The organism is Oceanobacillus sp. CFH 90083 (assembly GCF_009389585.1).
GTDB lineage: Bacteria > Bacillota > Bacilli > Bacillales > Amphibacillaceae > Oceanobacillus.
In genome coordinates this window covers 321,067-344,246 of sequence record NZ_VIYG01000005.1, presented here as the reverse complement: position 1 = coordinate 344,246, position 23,180 = coordinate 321,067, and the positions used below count along the sequence as shown (strand labels likewise).

Sequence of the window (23,180 nt, the reverse complement as noted above, 5' to 3'; positions counted from 1 at the left end):
TCGATATAAGGGGAAAATGATATGCAGATAAATTCATTAACTTTACCTACTGCCAACAGGTTAGTAGCTGATTATAAAAGTGAAAAAGATAATATAACCAATTTGTTTGATTACCATCCATATAAAGATTTTCGTAAAAGACTTCAGGATATATCAGAAAAAGCGTTTAACCGTAGTGCGCTGACGGATGTATTACATACATTAAATAAAGGGTGGGGGGCGCCCGAAGAAACGCTTAAACAAATTGAGCGCTTAAATGATGAACGTAGTACAGTTGTCATTGGCGGTCAGCAGGCAGGGCTTTTGATAGGTCCAATTTACACGATGAATAAAATTATCTCTATTCTTGAGCTGGCAAAGCAGCAGGAAGAAGCATTACAAGCGCCAGTTATTCCAGTTTTTTGGATTGCCGGTGAAGATCATGATTTTGAGGAAATCAATCATATTCACTGTCCCGGTGATGATGGAGATTTTCATAAAATAAAACTGCGGACCAAGAATATAGATGCCGGTAAGAAAGCTGTTTCAGAATTAAAGATGGATAAGGAAGAGCTCTCAAAATGGATAGAAGCTGTTTTTGAAGCACTGCCGGAGACAGTACATACAAAAGATATCTATACGTTAATTCAAGGAGTGCAGGAAGAAGCTTCGAATTATATTGAGTTTTTTGCACGTCTTATTTTTGCCCTGTTTCCTAATCAGGGGATTGTTCTGGTTGATTCCGGAGATCCATCATTCCGTAAATTGGAGACAGATTGTTTTCTTAAATTGATTGAGAAGCAGGCACAAATTAGTGAAACGGTAGTCAAGACTTTGAGCGATTTAGAAGCGTTTGATTATCCGCTTGCTATAGAAGCTGGTACATCAGATGGAAATTTATTTTACCATGATGATGTACAAGGAAGAATCTTGTTGAAAGTGGACGGGAGCGGGAACTGGGTTGGCAAACAGCAGGAGATTTTACTTACGGAGAAGGAACTTGTGGATATCGCCAAAAATACACCATGGAAATTAAGTAATAATGTCGTAACAAGACCAATCATGCAGGAGTATATGTTTCCTACGCTGGCTTTTATAGCCGGACCCGGTGAGATTGCTTATTGGGCTGCATTGAAATCAAGTTTTCATGTGATGGATTTACAGATGCCCCCTGTTGTCCCAAGGCTTTCTTTAACATTTATAGATTCGTCTACAAGGAAATTAGTTACGAAATATCAGCTGTCGGTAAAAGAAGTTATCTTAAACGGTGTTCAAACAACAAAGAAAAAATATATGGAAATGAATGGTCAGCAGGAAATTGATCAAGTAACCGAAGACGTTGCAAAGAAGATTAAAGAGGCACATCTGCCGATTCGAAATATGGCTGCCGAAATGGGAGACGATATTCAGGCACTGAGTCAAAAGAATTTAGCATACTTGTTAGAGAATATTCAATTTATGAACAAACGTTTCCATAAGGAATTTAAGAAAAAGCATTCCCGCTCTTTGAGTGAATTTAATCAGCTGGAGCAGGTGCTTCATCCACATGGAGGCTTACAAGAGCGTGTTTGGAATCCGCTATTTTTATTAAATCACTATGGTACGGAATTTATTTCACAGTTAACCACTTTTTCATTTGCTATTGAAAAAGGACATTGGGTGGTTGAATAAAATCCCCCACAAGTCCCCACCACCATTCTATATTTTATTGAAAAACTGTCTATCTACTGATATGACAGTTTTTTTTAATGCTTTTAAACAGCGGGTTACACATGCTTAGGCGAAGAAATAAAATATTTTTGAAGAAATAGTGGAGCATAGTGGGGGGATGTGGTATTATGAATTTACGAAAGTGGGGGGCGTCTATATGTTTATGGGAGAATTCCTGCACAGCATTGATACAAAAGGACGAATTATTGTCCCTTCTAAGTTTAGAGAAGACTTAGGGGTCAGTTTTGTGTTAACGCGTGGACTCGATAAATGTTTATTCGCATACCCCAAGCATGAATGGGAAATTTTAGAAGAAAAGCTAAAACAGCTCCCACTGACTAAAAAGGATGCCCGGGCTTTTACACGTTTCTTTTTCTCCGGTGCGGTGGAATGTGAAGTAGATAAACAGGGAAGAATAAATATTCCTGCGAATCTGCGAGCTTACGCTAATCTGGAAAAGGATTGCAATGTGATTGGTGTTTCCAATCGGGTAGAGCTTTGGGCCAGTGACCACTGGAATACGTATGTGGAAGAATCGGAAGAATCGTTTGCAGAGATCGCTGAGAATCTAATGGATTTTGATATTTAATTTGAAGAAGTTGGTGGCTTAGATGTTTGAACATTATAGTGTTTTGAAAGAAGAAACAATAAAAGGGTTAGGAATAAAACCAGATGGTATCTATGTAGATTGTACAGTAGGCGGCGGCGGTCATTCATTGGAGATCGCATCCAGGCTGAATGGAAAGGGCAGGCTTTTTGCATTTGATCAAGATGTACAAGCTTTAGGGGCTGCCAAGGAACGCCTGCTTGCATATCAAGATAAAATCACATTTATTCATTCTAATTTTCAAGGATTGAAAAAAAATCTATCAGCACATGGTGTGACACGAGTGGATGGAATTCTTTTTGATTTAGGCGTATCCTCTCCGCAGTTGGACCAGGCGGAGAGGGGCTTCAGTTATCATCAGAATGCAACATTAGATATGCGTATGGATCAATCTCAGGCCTTGACAGCATATGAAGTAGTCAATGAATGGCCCTATGAACAATTAGTGTCTATTTTTTTTCGTTATGGCGAGGAGAAGTTTTCCAAGGGGATTGCCCGGAGAATTGAAAAGGTAAGAGAGGCGGGGTCAATTGAAACAACTGGGGAGCTGGTAGAGATTATTAAGGATGCCATCCCTGCACCTGCCAGAAGAAAGGGCGGACATCCTGCCAAGCGTATTTTCCAAGCGATACGTATTGCTGTGAATGATGAGCTGGAAGTATTTAACCAGGCACTTCATCAGGCTGCTGAATTGACAGGTGAACATGGAAGAATTGCAGTAATTACATTCCATTCATTAGAGGATCGCCTTTGTAAGCAGGCTTTTAAAGCGTGGAGTACGGATAAACCGGTACCCAGGAATCTTCCTGTTGTCCCGGAAACACATCAGGCTCCATTTAAATTAATAACCAGAAAACCAATTATAGCTCAGGGAAGTGAGCTGGATGAAAACAGACGATCACGATCAGCCAAGCTGCGGATTGTCGAAAAAATAAATGAATGGAATAATGATTTTCGTTATGAAGAAGGGTGGAAAAAGTGATGAGTGAAAACCAGGCTAGAAAATGGCAAGCAGATCCCCAGTATACTCCTCAGAAAGAATCGAAAACGGTAGTCAGAAAAGTAAAGAAGACACCTTGGATTACCAAAGGAGAAAAGGTTATTTACTCTGTTACGGGTGCTGCTATTTTAGCATTCGGGATTGGAGTGGTTTCTTATGCCTCCGGAACGGATACGTTAAACCGTGAAATGCAGCAATTGGAAGATAGTATCAACAGTCAGGTAATTATAAATGAAAACCTGAATTTTGAGAGGGAAGAATTGTCACGTCCAGAGAGAATTATTGAAATTGCAGAGAAAAACGGTTTGAAAATCCAAAACTCAGAAGTGAAACAAGCTGAAACGGTTAACAACTAGCAAGGGGTTTCTTAACATGAAAAAAAATAAGATGGCAAATATAATGGCCGGCATTTATATGCTGGTTTTCGCTGCTTTATTCCTTGTAATTGCGGGCAGGTTTATGTATATACAAGCTACAGGTGAAATTAGCGGTGTTTCGTTGGACGATTGGGCGGAACAGCAGCGGACTGCTTCTTATAGTATGCATGCACAGCGCGGTCAAATCATGGATAAAAATGGTATGGTATTAGCCTATGACCGTCCTGCATATCGCATGTATGCCATCTTAGATGAAGCATATTCAGAAAATTCACCTGAGGATCTGCATGTTACAAATACAGAAGAAACAGCAGAAAAACTAGCATCTATTTTAGATGAGGAAGAAAGTGAAATCCAAAGAATCTTAGATGGAGCTGTCGAAGCAGACAGATTTCAGGTGGAATTTGGAAATCTGGGACGTCAGCTGTCACAGCAGGAAAAAGAAGCAATTGAAGATGCAGAGATTCCAGGAATTTATTTTGATGAGGAGCCAATGCGCTATTATCCAAATGGCATATTTGCTTCACACATTATCGGCTTTGCCCGTGAGGTAGAAGAAGAAACAGAGGACGGCATTGAGCATCGTATTACAGGTGTAACTGGAATGGAAAATGTTATGAATGAGATTCTTGGTGGAGAGGATGGCTTTATTTCTTATCAGCGTGACCGCTATAACAAGAAATTATTGGATCCTGATGAAATTATTCAAGAGCCGGAAGATGGAGATCTTGTTTATTTAACACTTGACCAAAAAATTCAAACCTTGTTAGAAGATTTAATGACACAAGTGGATAAACAGTATAAGCCTGCAAAAATGAATGCAATTATTATGGATCCGAAAACAGGTGAAATTCTGGCAATGAGTACACGGCCAAGCTTTAACCCAAATAGCCCTGATAATGTGGAGAATTGGTATAACGATCCGATTTCTTCTCCTTTTGAACCCGGTTCTACATTTAAAATTTTCACATGGGCGGCAGCAATTGAAGAAGGTGTCTATAACGGGGAAGATACATTTGAATCAGGAACATATAAGCCTAATGAAAGAATTGAAACAATCCGAGATCATAACCAGGGTGAGGGCTGGGGAAAGATTTCCTACGATGAAGGCTTTATGCGTTCTTCCAACGTAGCTGCTTCTAAATTACTTTGGGAAGATATTGGTGCAGATGAATTCTATGAATATATTCAAGCATTTGGTTTTGAGGAACCTACGGGAATTGATCTTCCTGATGAATCTATCGGCCGGATTCAATACAACTGGCCATCAGAAAAATTAAGAACCGCCTTTGGGCAAGGCTCTACTGTAACTCCGATACAGCAAATGAGAGCAGCATCAGCTATTGTGAATGACGGGCAGATGGTAAAGCCATATGTATTGGATAAAATTGTTGACTCTACGACAGGTAATGTACTGGAAGAAACGGAACCAGAATACACTGGACAACCGATTTCACCAGAAACAGCAGAGGAAATGAAAGAATTGCTGGCGTCTGTGGTGAATGATGAAGATGGAACCGGTGCTCCATATCGGTTAGATGATTATGTGGTCGGAGGTAAAACTGGAACAGCTCAAATGCCGGACCTTGAAAACGGCGGCTATTTAACCGGGAGAGAAAATTATGTATTTTCATTTTTAGGGATGGCTCCGATGGATGACCCTGAATTAATGGTTTATGTATCGATTCAGCAGCCGGAATTAGAAGATACAGAATCAGGCTCTACGCCGCTTGCTTTTATATTTAATAATGTGGTAGAGAATAGTCTTCACTATTTAGATGTTGAACCGGACGAAAATGAATCTAACCAGATTGAAGAGGTTGAATTCCCGGAAGTAGTTGAGCAATCTACGGAAACTATCCAGTCTGATTTAGAAGAGAGAGGTTTTCAGCCAATTGTCATCGGTGAGGGAGAAACCATTGTGTCCAGTAATGTGCAAGCAGGAGAGAGAATATTACCAAATGAAAAAGTTCTGCTGCTTACAGATGAACCAACGATGCCTGATTTAACAGGCTGGTCTCTAAGAGAAGTAATGCATTTTGCTGATATGCTGGATCTGCAGACAGAAAGATTTGGTAATGGCTATGTCACATCACAAAGCATTGAGGCAGGAAAACCAATTCAAGAAGGAGACTATCTAGGCTTTGAATTAGAAGTCCCTACTGGTGAATCAGCAGATACATCATCAGATGCCGGCGATGCGGATGATACAGATGATGGAGAAACAGAAAATAATGAAGATAATACAGAAACAGAAAACGAAGAAGCAGAATAAAAGGAAGGCTTGCTGAAAAGGCAATAACTTTTTCAGCAAGCTTTTTCTTTATGATTAAGAAAGTATATAAGTTTTGCACAAATTTAGAGACAGTCATGTTCAGCTCCAAGCGCAGACAGAAGTTTTCTTTATGATGAACAATTGAAAAAATAGCTGAGTGGAGTAGTGCAAGGTATAGAACATAGCTTGTTCTATTCCATTTTTTTCATTCATATAGTGGATACAAAGCATGATGAAAGGAGTTCTTTCATGAAACGCACATCCACAATCATCATAAAAAAACGAATGGTCACTGTTTTTTTATTTGCGATTTTTATTTTCCTTGTTATTATGGCAAGATTAGCTTATGTTCAGCTTATATTAAGCGATGACCTGGCAGATAGTGCAAATGATTTATGGACAAGGGATATAACATTTGCTGCTGAAAGAGGGTATATCCTTGATTCTGAAGGAGAAATCCTGGCAGAGAATGTAACGGCTCCTACAGTCTTATTAATGCCGCGGCAAATTAAAGAACCGGAAAATACAGCGAAGCTTCTGGGGGAAATACTTGATGTGCCGGAAGAAAGAATGATGGAATTAGTTACACAAAATTCTCTTAGTGTTATGGTGCGTCCGGAGGGAATCAAAGTGAATAATGAGCAGGAGCAGGCAATTAGGGAATTAGATTTGGATGGTGTTTATTTAGCAAAGGATTCCAAGCGCCATTATCCCAATAATAGTGCTTTATCGCATGTGCTCGGCTTTACCGGGATTGATAATCAAGGATTAATGGGACTTGAATTATACTATGATGATAAATTAAAAGGAGAAAATGGAAGTTTATCATTTTATTCTGATGCAAAAGGAGGAAGATTAGATCAGCTTGCAGATGAATATAAATCTCCAAAAGATGGTTTAAATTTAAAAACAACGATTAATAACAAAGTGCAAACGATTATGGAAAGGGAGTTAGACCAAATTGTTGCTGCATATAATCCGGACGGCGCAACAGCAATTGCGGTTGATCCTAAAACAGGTGGTGTGCTTGGTATGTCCAGCCGGCCAAATTTTGATCCGGAAAATTATCAGGATGTAGATGCATCTATATTCGGCAGGAACTTGCCTATCTGGAGTACGTATGAGCCAGGGTCAACATTTAAAATTATTACATTAGCTGCCGCTTTAGAAGAAGGTGTCGTTGATTTAGAAAAAGATCGATTTTATGATGATGGTGATATTAAAGTCGGCGGGGCAACAATTCATTGCTGGAAACGTGGGGGGCATGGAGATCAGTCATACCTTGAAGTTGTACAAAACTCTTGTAACCCGGGATTTGTAAATTTAGGACAAATGCTGGGTACAGAAAAGCTTTTTTCGTATATTGATGCTTTTGGATTTGGAAGAAAGACGGGAATTGATTTACAGGGGGAAGGGAATGGCATCCTTTTTAAACCGGAAAATGTCGGTCCAGTTGAGCTGGCAACGACATCCTTCGGGCAAGGTGTCTCGGTAACCCCGATTCAGCAGGTGATGGCTGTTGCCGCAACAGTAAATGGCGGTTATTTATATGAGCCAATGATTGCGAAAGAATGGGTTGATCCTGTGACTGGAGAAGTGGTTGAAAGCTATGAACCTAATTTAAAGGAACAAGTAATCTCTCAGGAAACATCTCAAACTATTCGAGAGACTTTAGAAACGGTGGTGGCACAGGGGACAGGGAGACCTGCATATGTTGATGGATACCGTGTCGGCGGGAAAACAGGGACTGCTCAGAAGGTAGGGCCCAACGGCGGTTATTTAGAAAATAACTATATTGTATCTTTTATTGGCTTTGCACCTGCCGATGATCCGGAAATTGTTGTTTACCTGGCTGTCGATAACCCGAAAAATACGATTCAATTTGGCGGTGTTGTTGCTGCGCCTGTTGTTGGAACGATTATTGACGACAGCTTACGGGCGATGAATGTAGAGACACGTACGGATGGCTTGGAGAAAGAATATGCCTGGCCGGATCAGCCTAAAATTGAAGTACCGGATTTTATAGGCGAAAGCACAGATAAATTGGTGGAATATCCTTTGGATCTTTCTATTGAAGTAAATGGTGAAGGAGATGAAATTATTGATCAATCTCCTCAGGCAGGGACAATGCTAGAATCTGGAAGTACGATTCGCTTATTTTTAGGTCATGAAAATAATCGTTAAATCTATTAAAATTTGCTATAATAGATTTTGTTACACTTTAAGAAGGAATAAAGAGTTTAAAGAATAAAGTATAAGTGCAGCGATTTTCATGGGGGGAGTAATCGCGACCCCAACTAAGACTGTCATCTAAAGGCCTGGTGACGACCAAGTTTTATAAAACACTATACGAATAAAAATGTAAACAGAACATTCTTGACAACCCTCTTAAACAAGAGGTTAGCCGAGAATACATTAAAAGGAAAAGAATAGAAACAGGGTGTAAAAATGAAGCTTAAACAACTATTAGATGGAATTGGATTCTATCAGACAACAGAATCAATACAGGATATAGAAATTGCAAATATTGAAATGGACTCCAGAAAAGTAGAATCAGGGAGTTTGTTTGTATGTATTGAAGGTTATACCGTGGATGGTCATGACTTTCTAAAGCAGGCAATAGACAATGGTGCGGCAGCAGCAGTTGTCTGTAAAGACGTGGATGTTGACGGGAATATCCCGCTCATCCGTGTGAAAGACACTGGACGTGCTCTGGCGATGCTCTCGGCTGCATACTATGATTATCCAACAACGAAATTTCCGCTGATCGGTGTAACGGGAACGAATGGGAAAACAACAACAACCTATTTATTAGATGCTATTTTTGAAAAACAGGGTAAGAAATCTGGTGTTATTGGAAGCATTCAAGTGAAAATTGGTAATGAAACATTCCCGGTATTGAATACAACACCGGATGCGCTAGCGTTAAACCGTATTTTTCAGCAAATGCAAGAAAGAGAAGTGGATCAGGCCATTATGGAAGTTTCTTCGCATGCCTTAGACATGGGAAGAGTTTTTGGCTGTGATTATGACATTGGTATTTTTACCAATCTATCGCAGGATCATCTTGATTATCATAAAGATATGGATGATTATTTGCGGGCAAAAAGTCTTCTCTTTGCCGGGCTGGGGAATGACTATCACCATGGGAAGAATAAATATGCTATCATCAATGAAGATGATGCATCCAGCGATTTGTTAAAACGAAGTACTGCACAACAGGTGCTCACATACAGCTGTAAGCAGGATGCTGATATTATGGCAAAAAATATTATGCTGTCTCCGGCCGGAGTAGCGTTTAACCTGGTAACACCAATTGGTACAGCACATATTAAAACGAATTTAATCGGCATGTTTAATGTGTATAATATGCTTGCGGCAAGCAGCGCTGCAATTGCATCGAATGTAGGTTTAGATGTCATTAAAGAAGCTTTAGAGGATATTAAAGGCGTAGACGGCAGGTTTGAACCGATTAATGAAGGACAGGATTATTCTGTAATTGTAGATTTTGCGCATACACCTGATTCCTTGGAAAATGTTTTGCAAACCAGTCGTGAATTTGCGGAGCGTAAAGTATATGTTGTCGTTGGCTGCGGAGGCGATCGTGATCGTACCAAACGCCCGTTAATGGCAGATGTTGCCGTAAAATATGCCGACCATGCATTATTTACATCAGACAATCCGCGTACAGAGGACCCGGTGCAAATCTTAGATGACATGACAGGGCATTTAACAGAAGAGGAAGCAACGTTTGAAGTCATTGTGGACCGCGCTGAAGCAATTAAGCATGCTGTGGGGCTTGCTCAAAAAGACGATATTATTTTGATTGCAGGTAAAGGGCATGAAACCTATCAAATTATCGGTAAGACGAAATATAATTTTGATGATCGTCAAATTGCCAGAGAAGCCATTAAAGAGAAAGGGGAATAAGAGATGTTATTTACTGCATCGGAATTAATAAAATTATTTCCCCGGTATCAAGGGAAAGCGCCTGCTGATTTGGAGATTCATGAAGTAGTTCATGACAGCCGTGTACATTCCCATCAGGGGCTTTATGTACCGATTGCCGGTGAAAAATTTGATGGGCATCAATTTATTGAAGGAGCAGTAAAGAATGGAGCTGTGGCAGCCTTTTGGCAAAAGGACACGCCGCTTCCGGAAAATCTTCCTGTTTCTCTTCTGATTTTATTTGCAGAAGACACTGTAAAAGCATTGCAGGAGCTTGCTTCTGCTTATCGTAAGAAAGTGAATCCAACCGTTATCGGCATTACTGGATCAAATGGGAAAACAACCACGAAAGACCTTGCCAGAGCTGTTTTGCAGACGACTTTTAAAACTCATGCCACACAAGGGAATTTTAATAATCATATCGGGCTGCCGTTAACGATTTTATCGATGGCCCCGAGTACAGAAGTATTGATTCTTGAGATGGGTATGAATCATTTTGGAGAAATAGAGCTGCTGAGCAATATCGGTCAACCGGATCAGGCGATTATTACCAATATTGATGGACAGCACATTGAAAATTTGGGGTCTAAAGAAGGAATTGCCAAAGCGAAATTAGAAATTGTCTCAGGAATCAAGCCTGAGGGTGCATTAGTTATTGATGGAGATGAACCTCTTTTAACCGGTGCAGCTGTACCTGTTCCTAAAAAAAAGGTCGGCTTCCGTGAGGACAATGATGTTGTTGTACGTCATATAGCTGTGGAGGAAGCAGTAACCACTTTTGAGATTGAAGAGGAATCCTATCAAATTCCGCTTTTAGGTAAGCATCATGCTAAAAATGCCGCTTATGTTATTCAACTGGCATATGGAATGGGGATTGCACCTGCAACAATCAAAGACGCATTCGGACAATTAGAGATGACAAAGATGCGTTTTGAAAAACATACGGGCAAAAACAACATTACTGTCATTAATGATGCTTACAATGCTTCTCCTGCATCGATGAAGGCATCCATTCAAGTGGTCGAAGAAATGAAGGGATATCAGGATAAAATTCTTATTTTAGGCGATATTTTAGAACTTGGGGATTACGCAGAAGAATTTCATCGAGGTATTGCAGATGTAATTAATTCAGAAATTACAGCTGTATATACGTATGGTAATCATTCACATTACATACATGATGAGTTGAAAAGGAGACATCCCGGCTTGATTGCTGTACATTTAACAGAAAAGCAAGAGCTTATGCATCATGTGGAAAAATATCTGCAGCCAGAAAATCTTATTTTGTTGAAGGCGTCGAGAGGTATGCGTTTTGAAACATTTTTAGAGCAGTTATGCTGAAGAACCCAATAGACAGATTTAAAGCGGTCAAGGAACAGAATCAGTGCGATCATATAAGGGCTTAAGAGACAATGGATCTCCATAGAGAAACCCATGAAAATTGCACTGATTCTATCATGTTTTTAAACCGTTCTTATAGAAGATGTTCAAAAAGTCCAATAAAAGTGACACCTGGTTCTTTTTATCGTCCTTTTGAACACGCACTTAGAAGGTTACAAATGAGGTGGAGAGAAAATGAATATTACAGGTTTATTAATTACAATCGCAGTAGCGTTTCTTATAACAGTTCTTCTATCTCCAATTTTTATCCCGTTTTTAAGACGATTAAAGTTTGGACAAAGTATTAGAGAAGAAGGCCCTGAATCCCATAAAAAGAAATCAGGAACCCCGACAATGGGAGGAATTATGATTGTTTTCAGTATCATGATTACATCGCTCATCATGGGAATGAGAACCGATGGTGGAATAGGCTATGAGCTGTGGCTATTACTTTTTGTATTATTTGGCTATGGTTTATTAGGTTTTTTAGATGATTATATAAAAGTAGCGATGAAACGAAACTTAGGCTTAACATCAAAGCAGAAGCTATTTGGGCAAATTATTATTGCACTCGTATTTTATTTTGTTTTACGCGGACAAGATTTCTCGACGGTAATCGCCATTCCGGGAACAGCGGTTGAATTTGATATTGGCTGGTTCTATGCAGTTCTTATCATTGTGATGCTTGTAGGGGCTTCTAATGCTGTTAATTTAACAGATGGATTAGATGGCTTATTAGCTGGTACGGCAGCGATTGCCTTCGGTGCTTTTGCCATTATTGCATGGTATGGTGTGCCTAACGATATGGTAACTATCTTTTCTTTAGCAGTAGTAGGTGCTTTATTAGGCTTCTTAGTGTTTAATGCGCACCCTGCCAAAGTATTTATGGGTGATACAGGATCATTGGCATTAGGAGGAGCGATTGCAGCGATTGCGATACTCCTGAAGCTCGAGATTCTGTTAGTAATTATCGGCGGTGTGTTTGTCATTGAAACATTATCGGTTATTATCCAGGTTATTTCCTTTAAAACAACGGGAAAGCGTGTTTTTAAAATGAGTCCCTTGCATCACCACTATGAATTAGTAGGATGGTCAGAGTGGAGAGTTGTGACAACGTTCTGGTTTGCTGGTCTCCTATTTGCGATTCTGGCTATTTATATTGAGGTGGGGATGTAATGAAGACCTTGAAAGAATTTGCAGAAAAAGTGCTTGTCTTAGGATTAGCCCGAAGTGGTACAGCTGCTGCTAAAGTCCTGTTAGAGCAGGGGAAGGATGTAACAGTAAATGATGCAGCAGCTTCTTATGATGATGCACTTGTTTTAGAACTTCAGGAAAAGGGGGCACACCTGGTGCTGGGCTCTCATCCTTTAAGTGTTTTAGAGGGCATCGAGGTGGTTGTCAAAAATCCTGGTATCCGCTATGATCACCCGGTTGTTGTAGAGGCATTGAAACGCCATATTCCAGTAATCACAGAGGTAGAGCTGGTTTCTTATTTAACACAGCAGCCAATTATCGGAATTACCGGGTCCAATGGGAAAACAACGACAACTACATTGGTTACGGAAATGCTAAGTAAAAGTAATTGTAATGTGAAGCTTGCAGGGAATATCGGGATTGCAGCAACGGAAGTCGCCGAAACGATACAAGCAGATGAAAAAATGGTTATTGAGCTTTCCTCTTTTCAATTGCAGGGAATAGACTCATTTCGCCCATCTACAGCAGTACTGTTAAATATTTATGAAGCACACCTGGATTATCATGGTGATTTAAAGAGCTATGTGCATGCGAAATGTAATATATTTAAAAATCAGCATCCGGATGATTATCTTGTATATAATGCCGATGACCCGGTGCTTAAAGAGCATATGGCGGATGTGAGGGCCAAGAAAATTCCTTTTTCAGCAACAAAGAATCTACATCAAGAAGGTGCCTGGGCTGATGATACACATATATACTTTTTCGATGAAGCAATTATCCCGTTAGAAGATATTGTATTAGTTGGGAAACATAATTTAGAAAATATCCTGGCGGCTGTTGCGGCAGCAAAATTAAATGGAGCAACAAATGAAGGGATACAGCATGTTTTAAAAACATTTTCCGGTGTAAAGCATCGTTTAGAATTTGTTGGAATGCTTCAGGACCGTTATATTTACAATGATTCCAAAGCAACCAATATATTAGCCACACAAAAAGCATTAGATTCCTTTAAAAAAGAAATTGTCCTTCTCGCAGGCGGTTTAGATCGCGGAAATGAATTTGATGAGCTTATTCCACATCTTAAAAATGTAAAAGCGATGGTTGTCTTTGGAGAGACTGCTGCTAAGTTAGAACGTGTTGGAAAAGAAGCAGGAATTCAGGTAATTGAGCATGCGGGCGGTGTTGATACTGCTGCGAAAATCGGTTTTTCATTAACGGATGAGGGAGATATTTTGTTGCTTTCTCCAGCATGTGCAAGCTGGGATCAGTATAAAACGTTTGAAGAAAGAGGAGACATATTTGTTCAGGCTGTTCATACAATGAACTAAGGGGCTTGTACGAATATAAAATGAAAAGTGCATGTTCAAAAAGGTCGATAAAAAGCCAAAAAGTTCGCTGTGTATTTTTGTTGAACCTTTTGAACGTTCTCTAAAAATAACAAAATAGAATTGGACAAGTTCTATATACAATATGTTAGCATGCCCCTATTTCCTAAGTTAATCTCGTGGAAAGAAGGGGTATTTTTGTATAAATTCATTCAAAATCAAAATAAACTGGACAAAGTCTTATTTGGAATTATTGTTGTTCTCTTAGGTATTGGACTGCTGATGGTTTACAGCTCCTCTCATATTTGGTCCGAATATAAGTTCAATGATTCCTTTTATTACTTAAAAAGACAGCTTTTATTTGCCGGGATTGGGTTTATTGGAATGGTTCTTATCTCTTATGTTCCTTACTACACATGGAAAAAATATGCAAAAATTTTATTGTTTTCTTGTTTCATTATGCTTTTGCTTGTGCTTATACCGGGAGTTGGAATGGTTCGTGGCGGAGCACAAAGCTGGATTGGTGTCGGCGCATTCAGTATTCAGCCGTCTGAATTTATGAAATTAGGATTAATCATTTTTTTGTCAGCTATTCTATCTGACTATCAAAAGTATATTACTTCGTTTAAAAAGGGATTCTTTCCATGCCTGCTTTTAATCTTTACTGCTTTTGGTCTTATTATGCTACAGCCCGATCTGGGTACAGGAATGGTACTTGTATTAACTTGTATGATTCTCCTTTTTGTAGCAGGAGCCAAGCTTTCCCATTTTTTTGGTTTGGCTAGTATTGGTGTCATTGGTTTTATTGGGTTAATTGTTTCTGCCCCTTATCGCATTAACCGGATTCTGGCCTTTTTAAATCCATGGGAGGATCCTTTGGGGCATGGTTTTCAAATTATCCAATCCCTTTACGCTATTGGGCCGGGAGGGCTGATGGGGCTCGGTTTAGGGAACAGTTTGCAAAAATATTTTTATCTTCCCGAGCCGCAGACAGATTTTATTTTTTCAATTATTGGTGAGGAATTAGGATTAATAGGAGGTTGTACAACTATTCTGTTGTTCTTTCTGCTATTATGGAGAGGGATCAAAATTGCGATGGAGGCACCAGATTTATTTAGCAGACTATTAGCAATAGGAATAGCGAGCATGCTAGTGCTGCAGGCAATGATTAATATCAGTGTAGTTATCGGTTTAATTCCTGTAACAGGCATTACTCTTCCTTTTCTAAGTTATGGAGGTTCTTCGTTAACTTTGACATTGTGTGCAGCAGGAATTTTATTAAGCATCAGCAGGCATGCTAAAAGCATGGAAAAAAGTACAAAGCCGATCATTTAACAGGGAAATAAATGAAATGAAGATAAGGTCTTTCCTTCCATATGTACGTAAAAGAAACTAAGATGTATGTTTCATTTAACCTATATTAGAGCAAAATTTTATAAGAAAAGAAAAAACTTTAAAAACAATGAAGGTCAGCTATATGTATCACCTTAATTTATGATATAATTTTTGTAAATACAAGAGGATATAGGCTATGCAGTTATATTCTCTGAAAATAATGGGCAAAGGAAGAAATGGAGATGAGTGATAAAAACATTGTTTCTATTGAGGATCGAATTCCAAAATTGAAGCAAGCCAGAAAGAAAAAAGCGAATAGGCGATTAATATTTTATCTATCAATATTTTTCTTTCTCATCGCTATTATTGTTTACTTACAATCTCCATGGAGTGAAATACGCTCGATTGAAGTAAATGGTAATATATTCTTAACGGATGAGTACATAATAGATGGATCAGGCTTAACAGAAGGTATGAACATCTGGTCTGTGAATGGGTCCTCTGTTGCAGCGCAGATAGAAGAAGACCCTGTCATTGAACAAGCATCTATTAGCCGGAGTTTTCCGAGCACCGTTGTGATTGAAGTGGAGGAACAATCTGTCCTCGGATTTGTTCAGGATGGAAGAGAGTTTTATCCGGTTCTGGCAGATGGTCAGGTCATCCGGCGGTATGTACAGGATTCTATTGGTAATGCGCCATTAATGACAGGCTTTAATGAAGAGCAGCTAACCGAATTAGCGTCAGAAATGAAGGATATTCGCCCGAGTATTTTTAATATGATTTCTGAAGTTGAACGGAATGAATCAGATACAGAAGCTGAGGGCGAGCTTATTACTCTTTATATGAGTGATGGCTTTCTCGTACAAGGAAAAGCAGACCAGATGTTTGATAAATTGGATTTCTATCCGTCAATCGTTTCTCAGCTTGAGGCAGGAGATAGTGGTATCATTCATATAGGGGTTGGGGTCTATTTTGAATCTTTTCAGAAAGAAGATATGGAAGAAGTAGATCTCGAAGACGAATTGGAAGAAATTAATGAGCAAGTTAATGAAGAAAATGAAGAAACAGGAAATGAATAATTTGCAGAATGAAGTCATATATCCGTTTTTTTTAACGAATGGTATATTGTCGATTTTTATGGAAATAGATTACTTGAAAAAATAAGCATAAAATATGTTTATTTTTTATTCATTTTCTTTTAGAATTAAAGACTATACAAAGGATAACGTGGCAGTAAAAATATCGGAAGCATATTTTTACGGGGAGGTGCACTTTTTTGAACAACAGCGAAATATTAGTTAGTCTTGATATTGGGACAAATACAATAAAAGTAATTATTGGAGAAGTACAGCCGGACTCTTTAAATATTATTGGAGTGGGTACTGCTACCTCAAACGGAATGAAGAAGGGTGCTATCGTTGATATCGATCAGACTGTTCATTCTATCAGAAGTGCAGTTGAACAAGCTGAAAGAATGGTAGGAATGGAAGTTCACCGCGTTGTAGTGGGGATAAATGGCTCCCATATCCAGCTTCAGCCTTGTCATGGCGTCGTAGCTGTACAAAGCGAGAATCGTGAAATTAATGATGAAGATGTAACAAGAGTAATTGATGGCGCTCAAGTCATTTCTATTCCTCCAGAACGGGAAATTATTGATGTGATTCCAAAGCAATTTATTGTGGATGGTTTAGATGAAATTACAGACCCCAGGGGAATGATTGGAGTTCGCCTGGAAATGGAAGGAACAATCATTACTTGCTCTAAAACGATTCTGCATAATATTTTAAAATGTGTAGAGCGGGCTAATTTAGAAGTGGCAGATATTTGTCTTCAGCCGCTTGCTGCGGGAACCATTGCCTTATCGAAGGATGAGAAGAATATGGGGTCAGCGCTTATTGACATTGGCGGAGGCTGTACAACTGTATCCGTATTTGAAAATGATCATTTAGCTGCAACAAGTGTCATCAATTTAGGCGGAGATAATATAACCAAAGATTTATCTATCGGCTTACGTATTTCTACAGAAGAAGCAGAACAAATTAAATTGAATTATGGGTATGCATTTTATAACGATGCTTCCGAGGAAGAGACTTTTGAAGTAGCCACAATTGGTAGTAATCAAAAACAAGTGTTTAATCAGCTTCAATTAGCTGATATGATAGAAGCTAGATTAGAAGAAATATACACTTACATTGATAGAGAAATTCGGAAAATGGGCTTTCAGGAGCTGCCTGGCGGTTTTGTACTGACAGGAGGCACTACTGCGATGCCCGGAAGTTTAGAGCTGGCTCAGGATTTATTCTATTCCAATGTGCGTGTAGCCGTACCGGATTATATTGGTGTCAGAGAAGCCCAATACACATCTGGTGTAGGTATTTTGCAATTTGCTTACCACAATGCGAAAATACAAGGGAAAGAATTATACCCTGCTGTAGCTTTAGATGGCGAAGAAATGGAACAGCGGCCAGTGAAGCAATCAAGACCTGTCAGTGAAAAGAAGGAAAAGAAAAAAGGCAAGAAGAAAGAATCAGGATTTGCTAATCTATTCAAATATTTCTTTGATTAATTCCTGTCTGCAGAAGCTTATATCAGGAATTGTTCGTAATTAGTAGACTAGGAGGAAACCATAATATGTTAGATTTTGATACAAACATGGAAGAATTAGCAACGATAAAAGTTATTGGAGTTGGCGGTGGCGGAAATAATGCAGTTAACCGTATGATTGAGCATGGTGTAGAGGGTGTCGAATTTATCGCAGTAAATACAGATGCCCAAGCCTTAAATCTTTCCAAGGCAGAGTCCAAGATACAGATTGGCGGAAAATTAACCCGTGGTCTTGGTGCCGGTGCCAACCCGGAAGTAGGGAAAAAAGCAGCAGAAGAAAGTAAAGAGCAGTTAGAAGAAGTATTAAAAGGTGCAGATATGGTTTTTGTTACTGCTGGAATGGGCGGCGGTACAGGAACCGGTGCGGCTCCGGTTATTGCCCAGGTAGCTAAAGATTTAGGTGCATTAACCGTCGGTGTCGTAACCCGCCCATTCTCCTTTGAAGGCAGAAGAAGATCTACACAGGCTGTTTCCGGTATTGACACACTTAAAGGAAGCGTGGATACACTAATTGTTATTCCAAACGACCGTCTACTGGAGATTGTTGACAAAAACACGCCAATGCTTGAAGCATTCCGTGAAGCAGATAATGTTCTTCGCCAAGGGGTACAAGGTATTTCTGATTTAATTGCAAAACCTGGTTTGATTAATGTTGACTTTGCTGATGTGAAAACGATTATGTATGATAAAGGGTCTGCTCTAATGGGTATTGGTATCGCTACGGGAGAAACAAGAGCAACAGAAGCGGCTAAAAAAGCGATCTCTTCTCCATTATTAGAGACATCCATCGATGGAGCTCACGGTATTTTAATGAATATTACGGGCGGTACAAACCTAAGCCTTTATGAAGTGCAGGAAGCAGCTGATTTAGTTACGTCTGCAGCAGATCAAGAGGTAAATGTGATCTTTGGTTCCGTAATTAATGAAAACCTTAATGATGAAATTGTTGTGACCGTAATTGCTACTGGCTTTGATGAAAATGCACAACCAAAGGCAGATATGCGTCAAAAACAGCAGCGTCCAAATCTAGGACAAGCCCAGCAGGCAGCTACGAAACAAACAAATGAATCAAATCATCCTGTAAGGGAAAGAGAAGCATCCAATCCATCACCTTCTAAACCTCGTCCAGAGGAAGATGAATTAGATATCCCGACTTTCCTGAGAAATCGTAATCGTAACCGATAACGTGAAACTTCATTATACTGGCGTATTACGAACGGCTACCTTGATAAATATAAAACAAAAAATGCTGTGTTAAAGGGAATCCTTTAGCACAGCATTTTTTGTTTTGACATGAAAGAAAGAAAATAGGATTGTCCGGCTGCTGCGAATTATCATTCTTTTCCCCTCTTTTTTAACTCCAAAATCATTAGACATTATTTCTAAGAATAAGTGCTAAATAGCTTAATTTTGCACACAAGAACTGACAGACTTTTCTCTTGCCATTGTCTATACTTTTCATCATATATTACTTTCATGGTATGAAAATCATGTACAAAAGAGGATAATCATTTCTTCTGATTAGTAGCAATCAAGGGGGTGGAGCACAGATTGTCTATTTACTTAGACGTCATTTGGGCATTAAATTTTATGGTAGATTTAATGCTGCTGATGCTCGTACAGATACTTGCCCGAAAATCAGTCAAAAGAACTCGTTTATTTCTAGGTGCATTTATTGCTTCATGTATTGTTCCATTGACGATTTTTTATCCAAATTCTTTTTTTAATCATGTTGCCGGTAAGCTGATCTATTCTTTCTTAATTATATTTAGTACATTCGGCTTTAAGAGTCTGTACCGCTTTATCAAGCTGACACTGCTCTTTTATTTTGTGTCTTTTGCAATAGGAGGAGGATTAATGGCAATTCACTTTTTTCTACAGCGTCCGGTAACAGTCTCTTTGGAGGGAATGATTACTTTTAATCAGGGGTATGGTGATCCTGTCAGCTGGCTCTTTGTGATCATCTGCTTTCCGATTATCTGGTATTTTACAAAGCGGCGAATGGACGAGCACGTTGGAGAAAAAGTGAAATATGACGAGATGCATAAGGTAATATTGACAATCGAACATCAGTCGTTTGAATCGATTGGTTATATTGACAGTGGAAATCAGCTTGTCGATCCGCTGACCAAACAACCTGTTGTTATTTGTGATGAACCATTTTTAAAACAGTGGTTTGCTGAAGAAGAGTGGGAAGAGCTGCGAAGAGTGAGAGAGGATTTGGATTTCAGTCAGCTGCCAAAGAAATGGGAGGATAAACTGCATATGGTTCCATATCAGGGGGTTGATGGTGCACATGCTTTCATGCTGGCAATTCGGGCTGAAGAACTGACGGTTTTTTATAATAATGAAATTCTTCAGACGGCAAATGTGTTAATTGGTATTCAATTTGGAGTATTGGAGAGGGACGAGCAATATCATTGTCTGCTGCATCCCCTTATTATTAAACAATCTATCATTCAATCTGCATAAAGGAGAGTGCGTCAAGTGGCTATTTGGAAGTTTAAACTTAAATTACGTTGGTATCAGTTTCTTAGGAAGATTGGATTTAAACCAAAGGAAATCTACTATATTGGCGGAAGTGAGGCATTACCGCCACCTTTAACAAAGCAAGAAGAACAGGAATTGCTAAAAAAATTGCCTAAAGGAGACAAAGCAGCCAGATCGATGTTAATTGAAAGAAATCTGCGGCTGGTCGTTTATATTGCCAGAAAATTTGAGAATACAGGTATTAACATTGAAGATTTGATTAGCATAGGTACGATAGGGCTGATTAAGGCAGTGAATACCTTTAACCCGGAGAAAAAAATTAAACTGGCAACCTATGCCTCCCGTTGTATTGAAAATGAAATCTTAATGTATCTGCGTAGAACCAATAAACTAAAAACAGAGGTTTCTTTTGATGAACCGCTAAATATTGATTGGGATGGCAATGAACTTTTATTATCGGATGTACTGGGAACAGAGGAAGATATTATTACAAAGAATATCGAATCAAATGTTGATAAATCATTGCTGAAATCTGCATTAGGCAAATTAAATGCACGTGAAAAACAGATTATGGAGCTGCGTTTTGGATTAGTCGGCGATGATGAAAAAACGCAGAAGGATGTAGCAGATATGCTGGGAATTTCCCAGTCTTATATTTCCCGATTAGAGAAGAAAATTATACGTCGATTAAAAAAAGAATTTAATAAAATGGTGTAGCTTGATATATCAATTCTTCACCGCATATCAATTATTTTTTTACAGGTTTTTCCTGAATAAAAACTTTTCCCGGGGAGATACTGTCCTTGAACAGCATCTAAGATTGGGGAGGTTTTCGGGAATGGCAAGACATAAAGTTGAAATATGCGGGGTTGATACATCAAAGCTTCCAGTACTTAAAAATGATGAAATGAAAAAATTATTTATCCGGATGCAGGAAGAAAACGATATGATTGCCCGGGAAGAATTAGTAAATGGCAATTTGCGCCTTGTTCTTAGCGTTATTCAGCGCTTTAATAACAGGGGGGAATATGTTGATGACTTATTTCAGGTCGGCTGTATTGGGTTAATGAAATCAATTGATAATTTTGATTTGTCCCATAATGTGCGTTTTTCCACCTATGCTGTTCCGATGATTATTGGTGAGATCAGAAGGTACTTACGGGATAATAATCCAATTCGTGTATCAAGGTCTTTACGGGATATTGCTTATCGGGCTTTACAGGTCAGAGAGCAGTTAATCAGTAAAACATCTAAAGACCCGTCTCCAGCAGAAATCGCCAAGGAAATGGGAGTTGAGCAGGCGGATATTGTTTTTGCACTGGATGCCATTCAAGACCCTGTTTCTCTTTTTGAGCCAATTTATAATGATGGCGGCGACCCTATTTTTGTAATGGATCAGTTGAGTGATGAAAAAGATAAAGATTCATCATGGGTAGATAAGCTTTCCTTAAAAGAGGGGATGCACAGATTAAATGCCAGAGAAAAAATGATATTAAATAAACGCTTTTTTCAAGGAAAAACACAGATGGAAGTGGCGGATGAGATAGGAATTTCTCAAGCGCAAGTATCCAGACTTGAAAAAGGAGCTATTCACCAGATGAATAAGCAAATGTTTGAATAAGAAACAAAAAGCCTTGCCTCCAGTGGTAAGGCTTTTTGCATGCAATAATGCATCCTTCCTTTTCATTTTCCATGAAAAAAAGCATCTTTCTATGCATAGGATAAGAAGAGGAGGGAGCTGACATGGTGAAACTATCTGAATTACAAATAAAAGAACTTATTGTGATGGACGATGGAACACGTTTAGGGCATATCATTGATTTAGAAATCGACGGCAGAACAGGAAGAATTATTGCTGTTATTGCTGAAGCAAAAGGGAAAAAAAACGGTATGTTTGCTAAAGCAGGAGAGCTTTTTATTGCTTGGGAAAAAATCGTACGGATTGGTGAAGATGTCATTTTAGTGGAGAAAGTCAAGGGACCGGACCTCTATACAGAAGATTAAGAAGAAATTATCGATATAATGTGTTAAAATAAGACATAAAATTGAATTTAAAGAAAATCAAAGGTCCCTAAAAACGAAATTTAATAAAATGTATCCATAAAATGAAAAGAGGGGAAAGACATGGAGCCATTTCAGCTTAAAAGTGAGACAAGACTCCACTTATCTTCATTAGAAGAAGAAATTCCCGGTCTGATTGCAGGCTTTACAACAAAAAATGGAGGTGTAAGTGAAGGAGCTTACGAGCAATTAAATATGGGGCTCCATGTATTGGATGACGAGCAGAAGGTATTAGAAAATCGGTGTATTTTAGGTCAGGAATTAAATATCCCGTTACAACGATGGGTTTGCGGGGAGCAGGTACATGGAACAAACGTACATCTAACCATTCCAGAAGATGCCGGGAAAGGCAGCACTTCCTTTGACTCCAGCATACCTGGAGTCGATGGACTGCTAATCCATGAGGCAGATCAACTGCTTGCTGTTGCTTTTTTTGCAGATTGTGTTCCCTTGTTTTTTGTTGACCCAACTACGAGAATAGCCGGGATTGCTCATGCTGGCTGGAAAGGAACCGTTGGACAGATTGCCCGGGAAATGGTACAAAAATTAAAACAAGCCGGCGCCTCTTTAAAGAACATGAAAGTGGTAGTAGGGCCAAGTATTTCTAAAGAAAATTATATCGTTGACGATGTTGTCTTATCGCATCTGAGTGATGAACAGAAGCAGAAATTTACTGTGGAAGTATCAAAGGGACAATATCTGATTGATCTAAAAGAGATTAATGTCGATATCCTTGTACAATCCGGCGTCTTTCGTCATAATATAGAGGTAACAAAATATTGTACCTTACAGGATGAGTCGTTATTTTTCTCTCATCGGCGCGATAATGGAAAAACGGGAAGAATGCTCGCGTTTATAGGCTTTGAGAAACAAAAGAAGTAATGGAGGATAG

General features: G+C 39.0%; 19 protein-coding genes. All 19 read left to right on the top strand.

From position 1 onward, the window contains the following. Positions 1-21: 21 nt before the first annotated feature. Positions 22-1,650 carry a bacillithiol biosynthesis cysteine-adding enzyme BshC gene (gene bshC, locus FLK20_RS10370; protein ID WP_152656484.1) on the top strand — a complete coding sequence of 543 codons (1,629 nt, stop codon included), beginning with the start codon at positions 22-24 and terminating at the stop codon, positions 1,648-1,650. Between the two features lie 196 nt (positions 1,651-1,846). Next, positions 1,847-2,278 (top strand): division/cell wall cluster transcriptional repressor MraZ, encoded by a 432-nt coding sequence (mraZ, locus tag FLK20_RS10365; RefSeq protein WP_152656483.1) that lies wholly within the window; start codon positions 1,847-1,849, stop codon positions 2,276-2,278. A gap of 22 nt (positions 2,279-2,300) precedes the next feature. Continuing rightward, a complete protein-coding gene (gene rsmH / locus FLK20_RS10360; RefSeq protein ID WP_152656482.1) occupies positions 2,301-3,278 on the top strand; it encodes a 16S rRNA (cytosine(1402)-N(4))-methyltransferase RsmH in 978 nt (325 codons plus the stop codon). After that, positions 3,278-3,652, top strand: coding sequence for a cell division protein FtsL (gene ftsL / locus FLK20_RS10355; RefSeq protein WP_152656481.1), 375 nt, complete (start codon positions 3,278-3,280; stop codon positions 3,650-3,652). Before rsmH ends, ftsL begins: the two co-directional genes overlap by 1 nt. 16 nt (positions 3,653-3,668) lie before the next feature. Beyond that, on the top strand, positions 3,669-5,948 hold the full coding sequence (locus FLK20_RS10350) for a penicillin-binding protein (RefSeq protein WP_152656480.1): 2,280 nt from the start codon (positions 3,669-3,671) through the stop codon (positions 5,946-5,948). Positions 5,949-6,197: 249 nt separating this feature from the next. Then, a complete protein-coding gene (locus tag FLK20_RS10345) occupies positions 6,198-8,132 on the top strand; it encodes a stage V sporulation protein D (protein WP_152656479.1) in 1,935 nt (644 codons plus the stop codon). A 264-nt stretch (positions 8,133-8,396) separates the two neighbouring features. Further along, positions 8,397-9,878, top strand: a complete 1,482-nt coding sequence (locus FLK20_RS10340; RefSeq protein ID WP_152656478.1) for a UDP-N-acetylmuramoyl-L-alanyl-D-glutamate--2,6-diaminopimelate ligase — start codon at positions 8,397-8,399, stop codon at positions 9,876-9,878. Positions 9,879-9,881: 3 nt separating this feature from the next. After that, a complete protein-coding gene (locus FLK20_RS10335) occupies positions 9,882-11,237 on the top strand; it encodes a UDP-N-acetylmuramoyl-tripeptide--D-alanyl-D-alanine ligase (RefSeq protein WP_152656477.1) in 1,356 nt (451 codons plus the stop codon). Between the two features lie 234 nt (positions 11,238-11,471). Beyond that, positions 11,472-12,452 carry a phospho-N-acetylmuramoyl-pentapeptide-transferase gene (gene mraY, locus FLK20_RS10330; RefSeq protein ID WP_152656476.1) on the top strand — a complete coding sequence of 327 codons (981 nt, stop codon included), beginning with the start codon at positions 11,472-11,474 and terminating at the stop codon, positions 12,450-12,452. After that, complete coding sequence (murD, locus tag FLK20_RS10325) at positions 12,452-13,801, top strand: UDP-N-acetylmuramoyl-L-alanine--D-glutamate ligase (RefSeq protein WP_152656475.1); 1,350 nt, start codon at positions 12,452-12,454, stop codon at positions 13,799-13,801. The genes mraY and murD overlap by 1 nt, the downstream gene beginning before the upstream one ends. 207 nt (positions 13,802-14,008) lie before the next feature. Then, positions 14,009-15,133, top strand: coding sequence for a stage V sporulation protein E (gene spoVE, locus FLK20_RS10320; RefSeq protein ID WP_370453184.1), 1,125 nt, complete (start codon positions 14,009-14,011; stop codon positions 15,131-15,133). Between the two features lie 242 nt (positions 15,134-15,375). Then, complete coding sequence (locus FLK20_RS10315; protein WP_152656473.1) at positions 15,376-16,212, top strand: cell division protein FtsQ/DivIB; 837 nt, start codon at positions 15,376-15,378, stop codon at positions 16,210-16,212. Between the two features lie 197 nt (positions 16,213-16,409). After that, positions 16,410-17,699: a cell division protein FtsA gene (gene ftsA, locus FLK20_RS10310; RefSeq protein WP_152656472.1), complete on the top strand. Its 1,290-nt coding sequence runs from the start codon at positions 16,410-16,412 to the stop codon at positions 17,697-17,699. 65 nt (positions 17,700-17,764) lie between these two features. Next, positions 17,765-18,922 carry a cell division protein FtsZ gene (gene ftsZ, locus FLK20_RS10305; protein WP_152656471.1) on the top strand — a complete coding sequence of 386 codons (1,158 nt, stop codon included), beginning with the start codon at positions 17,765-17,767 and terminating at the stop codon, positions 18,920-18,922. Positions 18,923-19,288: 366 nt separating this feature from the next. Beyond that, on the top strand, positions 19,289-20,209 hold the full coding sequence (spoIIGA, locus tag FLK20_RS10300; RefSeq protein WP_152656470.1) for a sigma-E processing peptidase SpoIIGA: 921 nt from the start codon (positions 19,289-19,291) through the stop codon (positions 20,207-20,209). Positions 20,210-20,230: 21 nt separating this feature from the next. Next, positions 20,231-20,944 carry an RNA polymerase sporulation sigma factor SigE gene (sigE, locus tag FLK20_RS10295; RefSeq protein ID WP_152656526.1) on the top strand — a complete coding sequence of 238 codons (714 nt, stop codon included), beginning with the start codon at positions 20,231-20,233 and terminating at the stop codon, positions 20,942-20,944. 121 nt (positions 20,945-21,065) lie between these two features. Beyond that, the gene (gene sigG / locus FLK20_RS10290) at positions 21,066-21,848 is read left to right on the top strand and encodes an RNA polymerase sporulation sigma factor SigG (RefSeq protein ID WP_152656469.1); all 783 of its coding nucleotides are present in this window, start codon (positions 21,066-21,068) and stop codon (positions 21,846-21,848) included. Positions 21,849-21,970: 122 nt separating this feature from the next. Continuing rightward, positions 21,971-22,231 carry a YlmC/YmxH family sporulation protein gene (locus FLK20_RS10285; RefSeq protein ID WP_152656468.1) on the top strand — a complete coding sequence of 87 codons (261 nt, stop codon included), beginning with the start codon at positions 21,971-21,973 and terminating at the stop codon, positions 22,229-22,231. Between the two features lie 120 nt (positions 22,232-22,351). Beyond that, positions 22,352-23,170, top strand: coding sequence for a peptidoglycan editing factor PgeF (gene pgeF / locus FLK20_RS10280; protein ID WP_152656467.1), 819 nt, complete (start codon positions 22,352-22,354; stop codon positions 23,168-23,170). Positions 23,171-23,180: the final 10 nt, after the last annotated feature.

What these genes read in the sequence shown, in the direction of transcription:
- bshC (WP_152656484.1), top strand. Translation starts at nt 22, where the DNA reads ATGCAGATAAATTCATTAACTTTACCTACTGCCAACAGGTTAGTAGCT.
- mraZ (WP_152656483.1), top strand. Translation starts at nt 1,847, where the DNA reads ATGTTTATGGGAGAATTCCTGCACAGCATTGATACAAAAGGACGAATT.
- rsmH (WP_152656482.1), top strand. Translation starts at nt 2,301, where the DNA reads ATGTTTGAACATTATAGTGTTTTGAAAGAAGAAACAATAAAAGGGTTA.
- ftsL (WP_152656481.1), top strand. Translation starts at nt 3,278, where the DNA reads ATGAGTGAAAACCAGGCTAGAAAATGGCAAGCAGATCCCCAGTATACT.
- FLK20_RS10350 (WP_152656480.1), top strand. Translation starts at nt 3,669, where the DNA reads ATGAAAAAAAATAAGATGGCAAATATAATGGCCGGCATTTATATGCTG.
- FLK20_RS10345 (WP_152656479.1), top strand. Translation starts at nt 6,198, where the DNA reads ATGAAACGCACATCCACAATCATCATAAAAAAACGAATGGTCACTGTT.
- FLK20_RS10340 (WP_152656478.1), top strand. Translation starts at nt 8,397, where the DNA reads ATGAAGCTTAAACAACTATTAGATGGAATTGGATTCTATCAGACAACA.
- FLK20_RS10335 (WP_152656477.1), top strand. Translation starts at nt 9,882, where the DNA reads ATGTTATTTACTGCATCGGAATTAATAAAATTATTTCCCCGGTATCAA.
- mraY (WP_152656476.1), top strand. Translation starts at nt 11,472, where the DNA reads ATGAATATTACAGGTTTATTAATTACAATCGCAGTAGCGTTTCTTATA.
- murD (WP_152656475.1), top strand. Translation starts at nt 12,452, where the DNA reads ATGAAGACCTTGAAAGAATTTGCAGAAAAAGTGCTTGTCTTAGGATTA.
- FLK20_RS10315 (WP_152656473.1), top strand. Translation starts at nt 15,376, where the DNA reads ATGAGTGATAAAAACATTGTTTCTATTGAGGATCGAATTCCAAAATTG.
- ftsZ (WP_152656471.1), top strand. Translation starts at nt 17,765, where the DNA reads ATGTTAGATTTTGATACAAACATGGAAGAATTAGCAACGATAAAAGTT.
- sigG (WP_152656469.1), top strand. Translation starts at nt 21,066, where the DNA reads ATGGCAAGACATAAAGTTGAAATATGCGGGGTTGATACATCAAAGCTT.
- FLK20_RS10285 (WP_152656468.1), top strand. Translation starts at nt 21,971, where the DNA reads ATGGTGAAACTATCTGAATTACAAATAAAAGAACTTATTGTGATGGAC.
- pgeF (WP_152656467.1), top strand. Translation starts at nt 22,352, where the DNA reads ATGGAGCCATTTCAGCTTAAAAGTGAGACAAGACTCCACTTATCTTCA.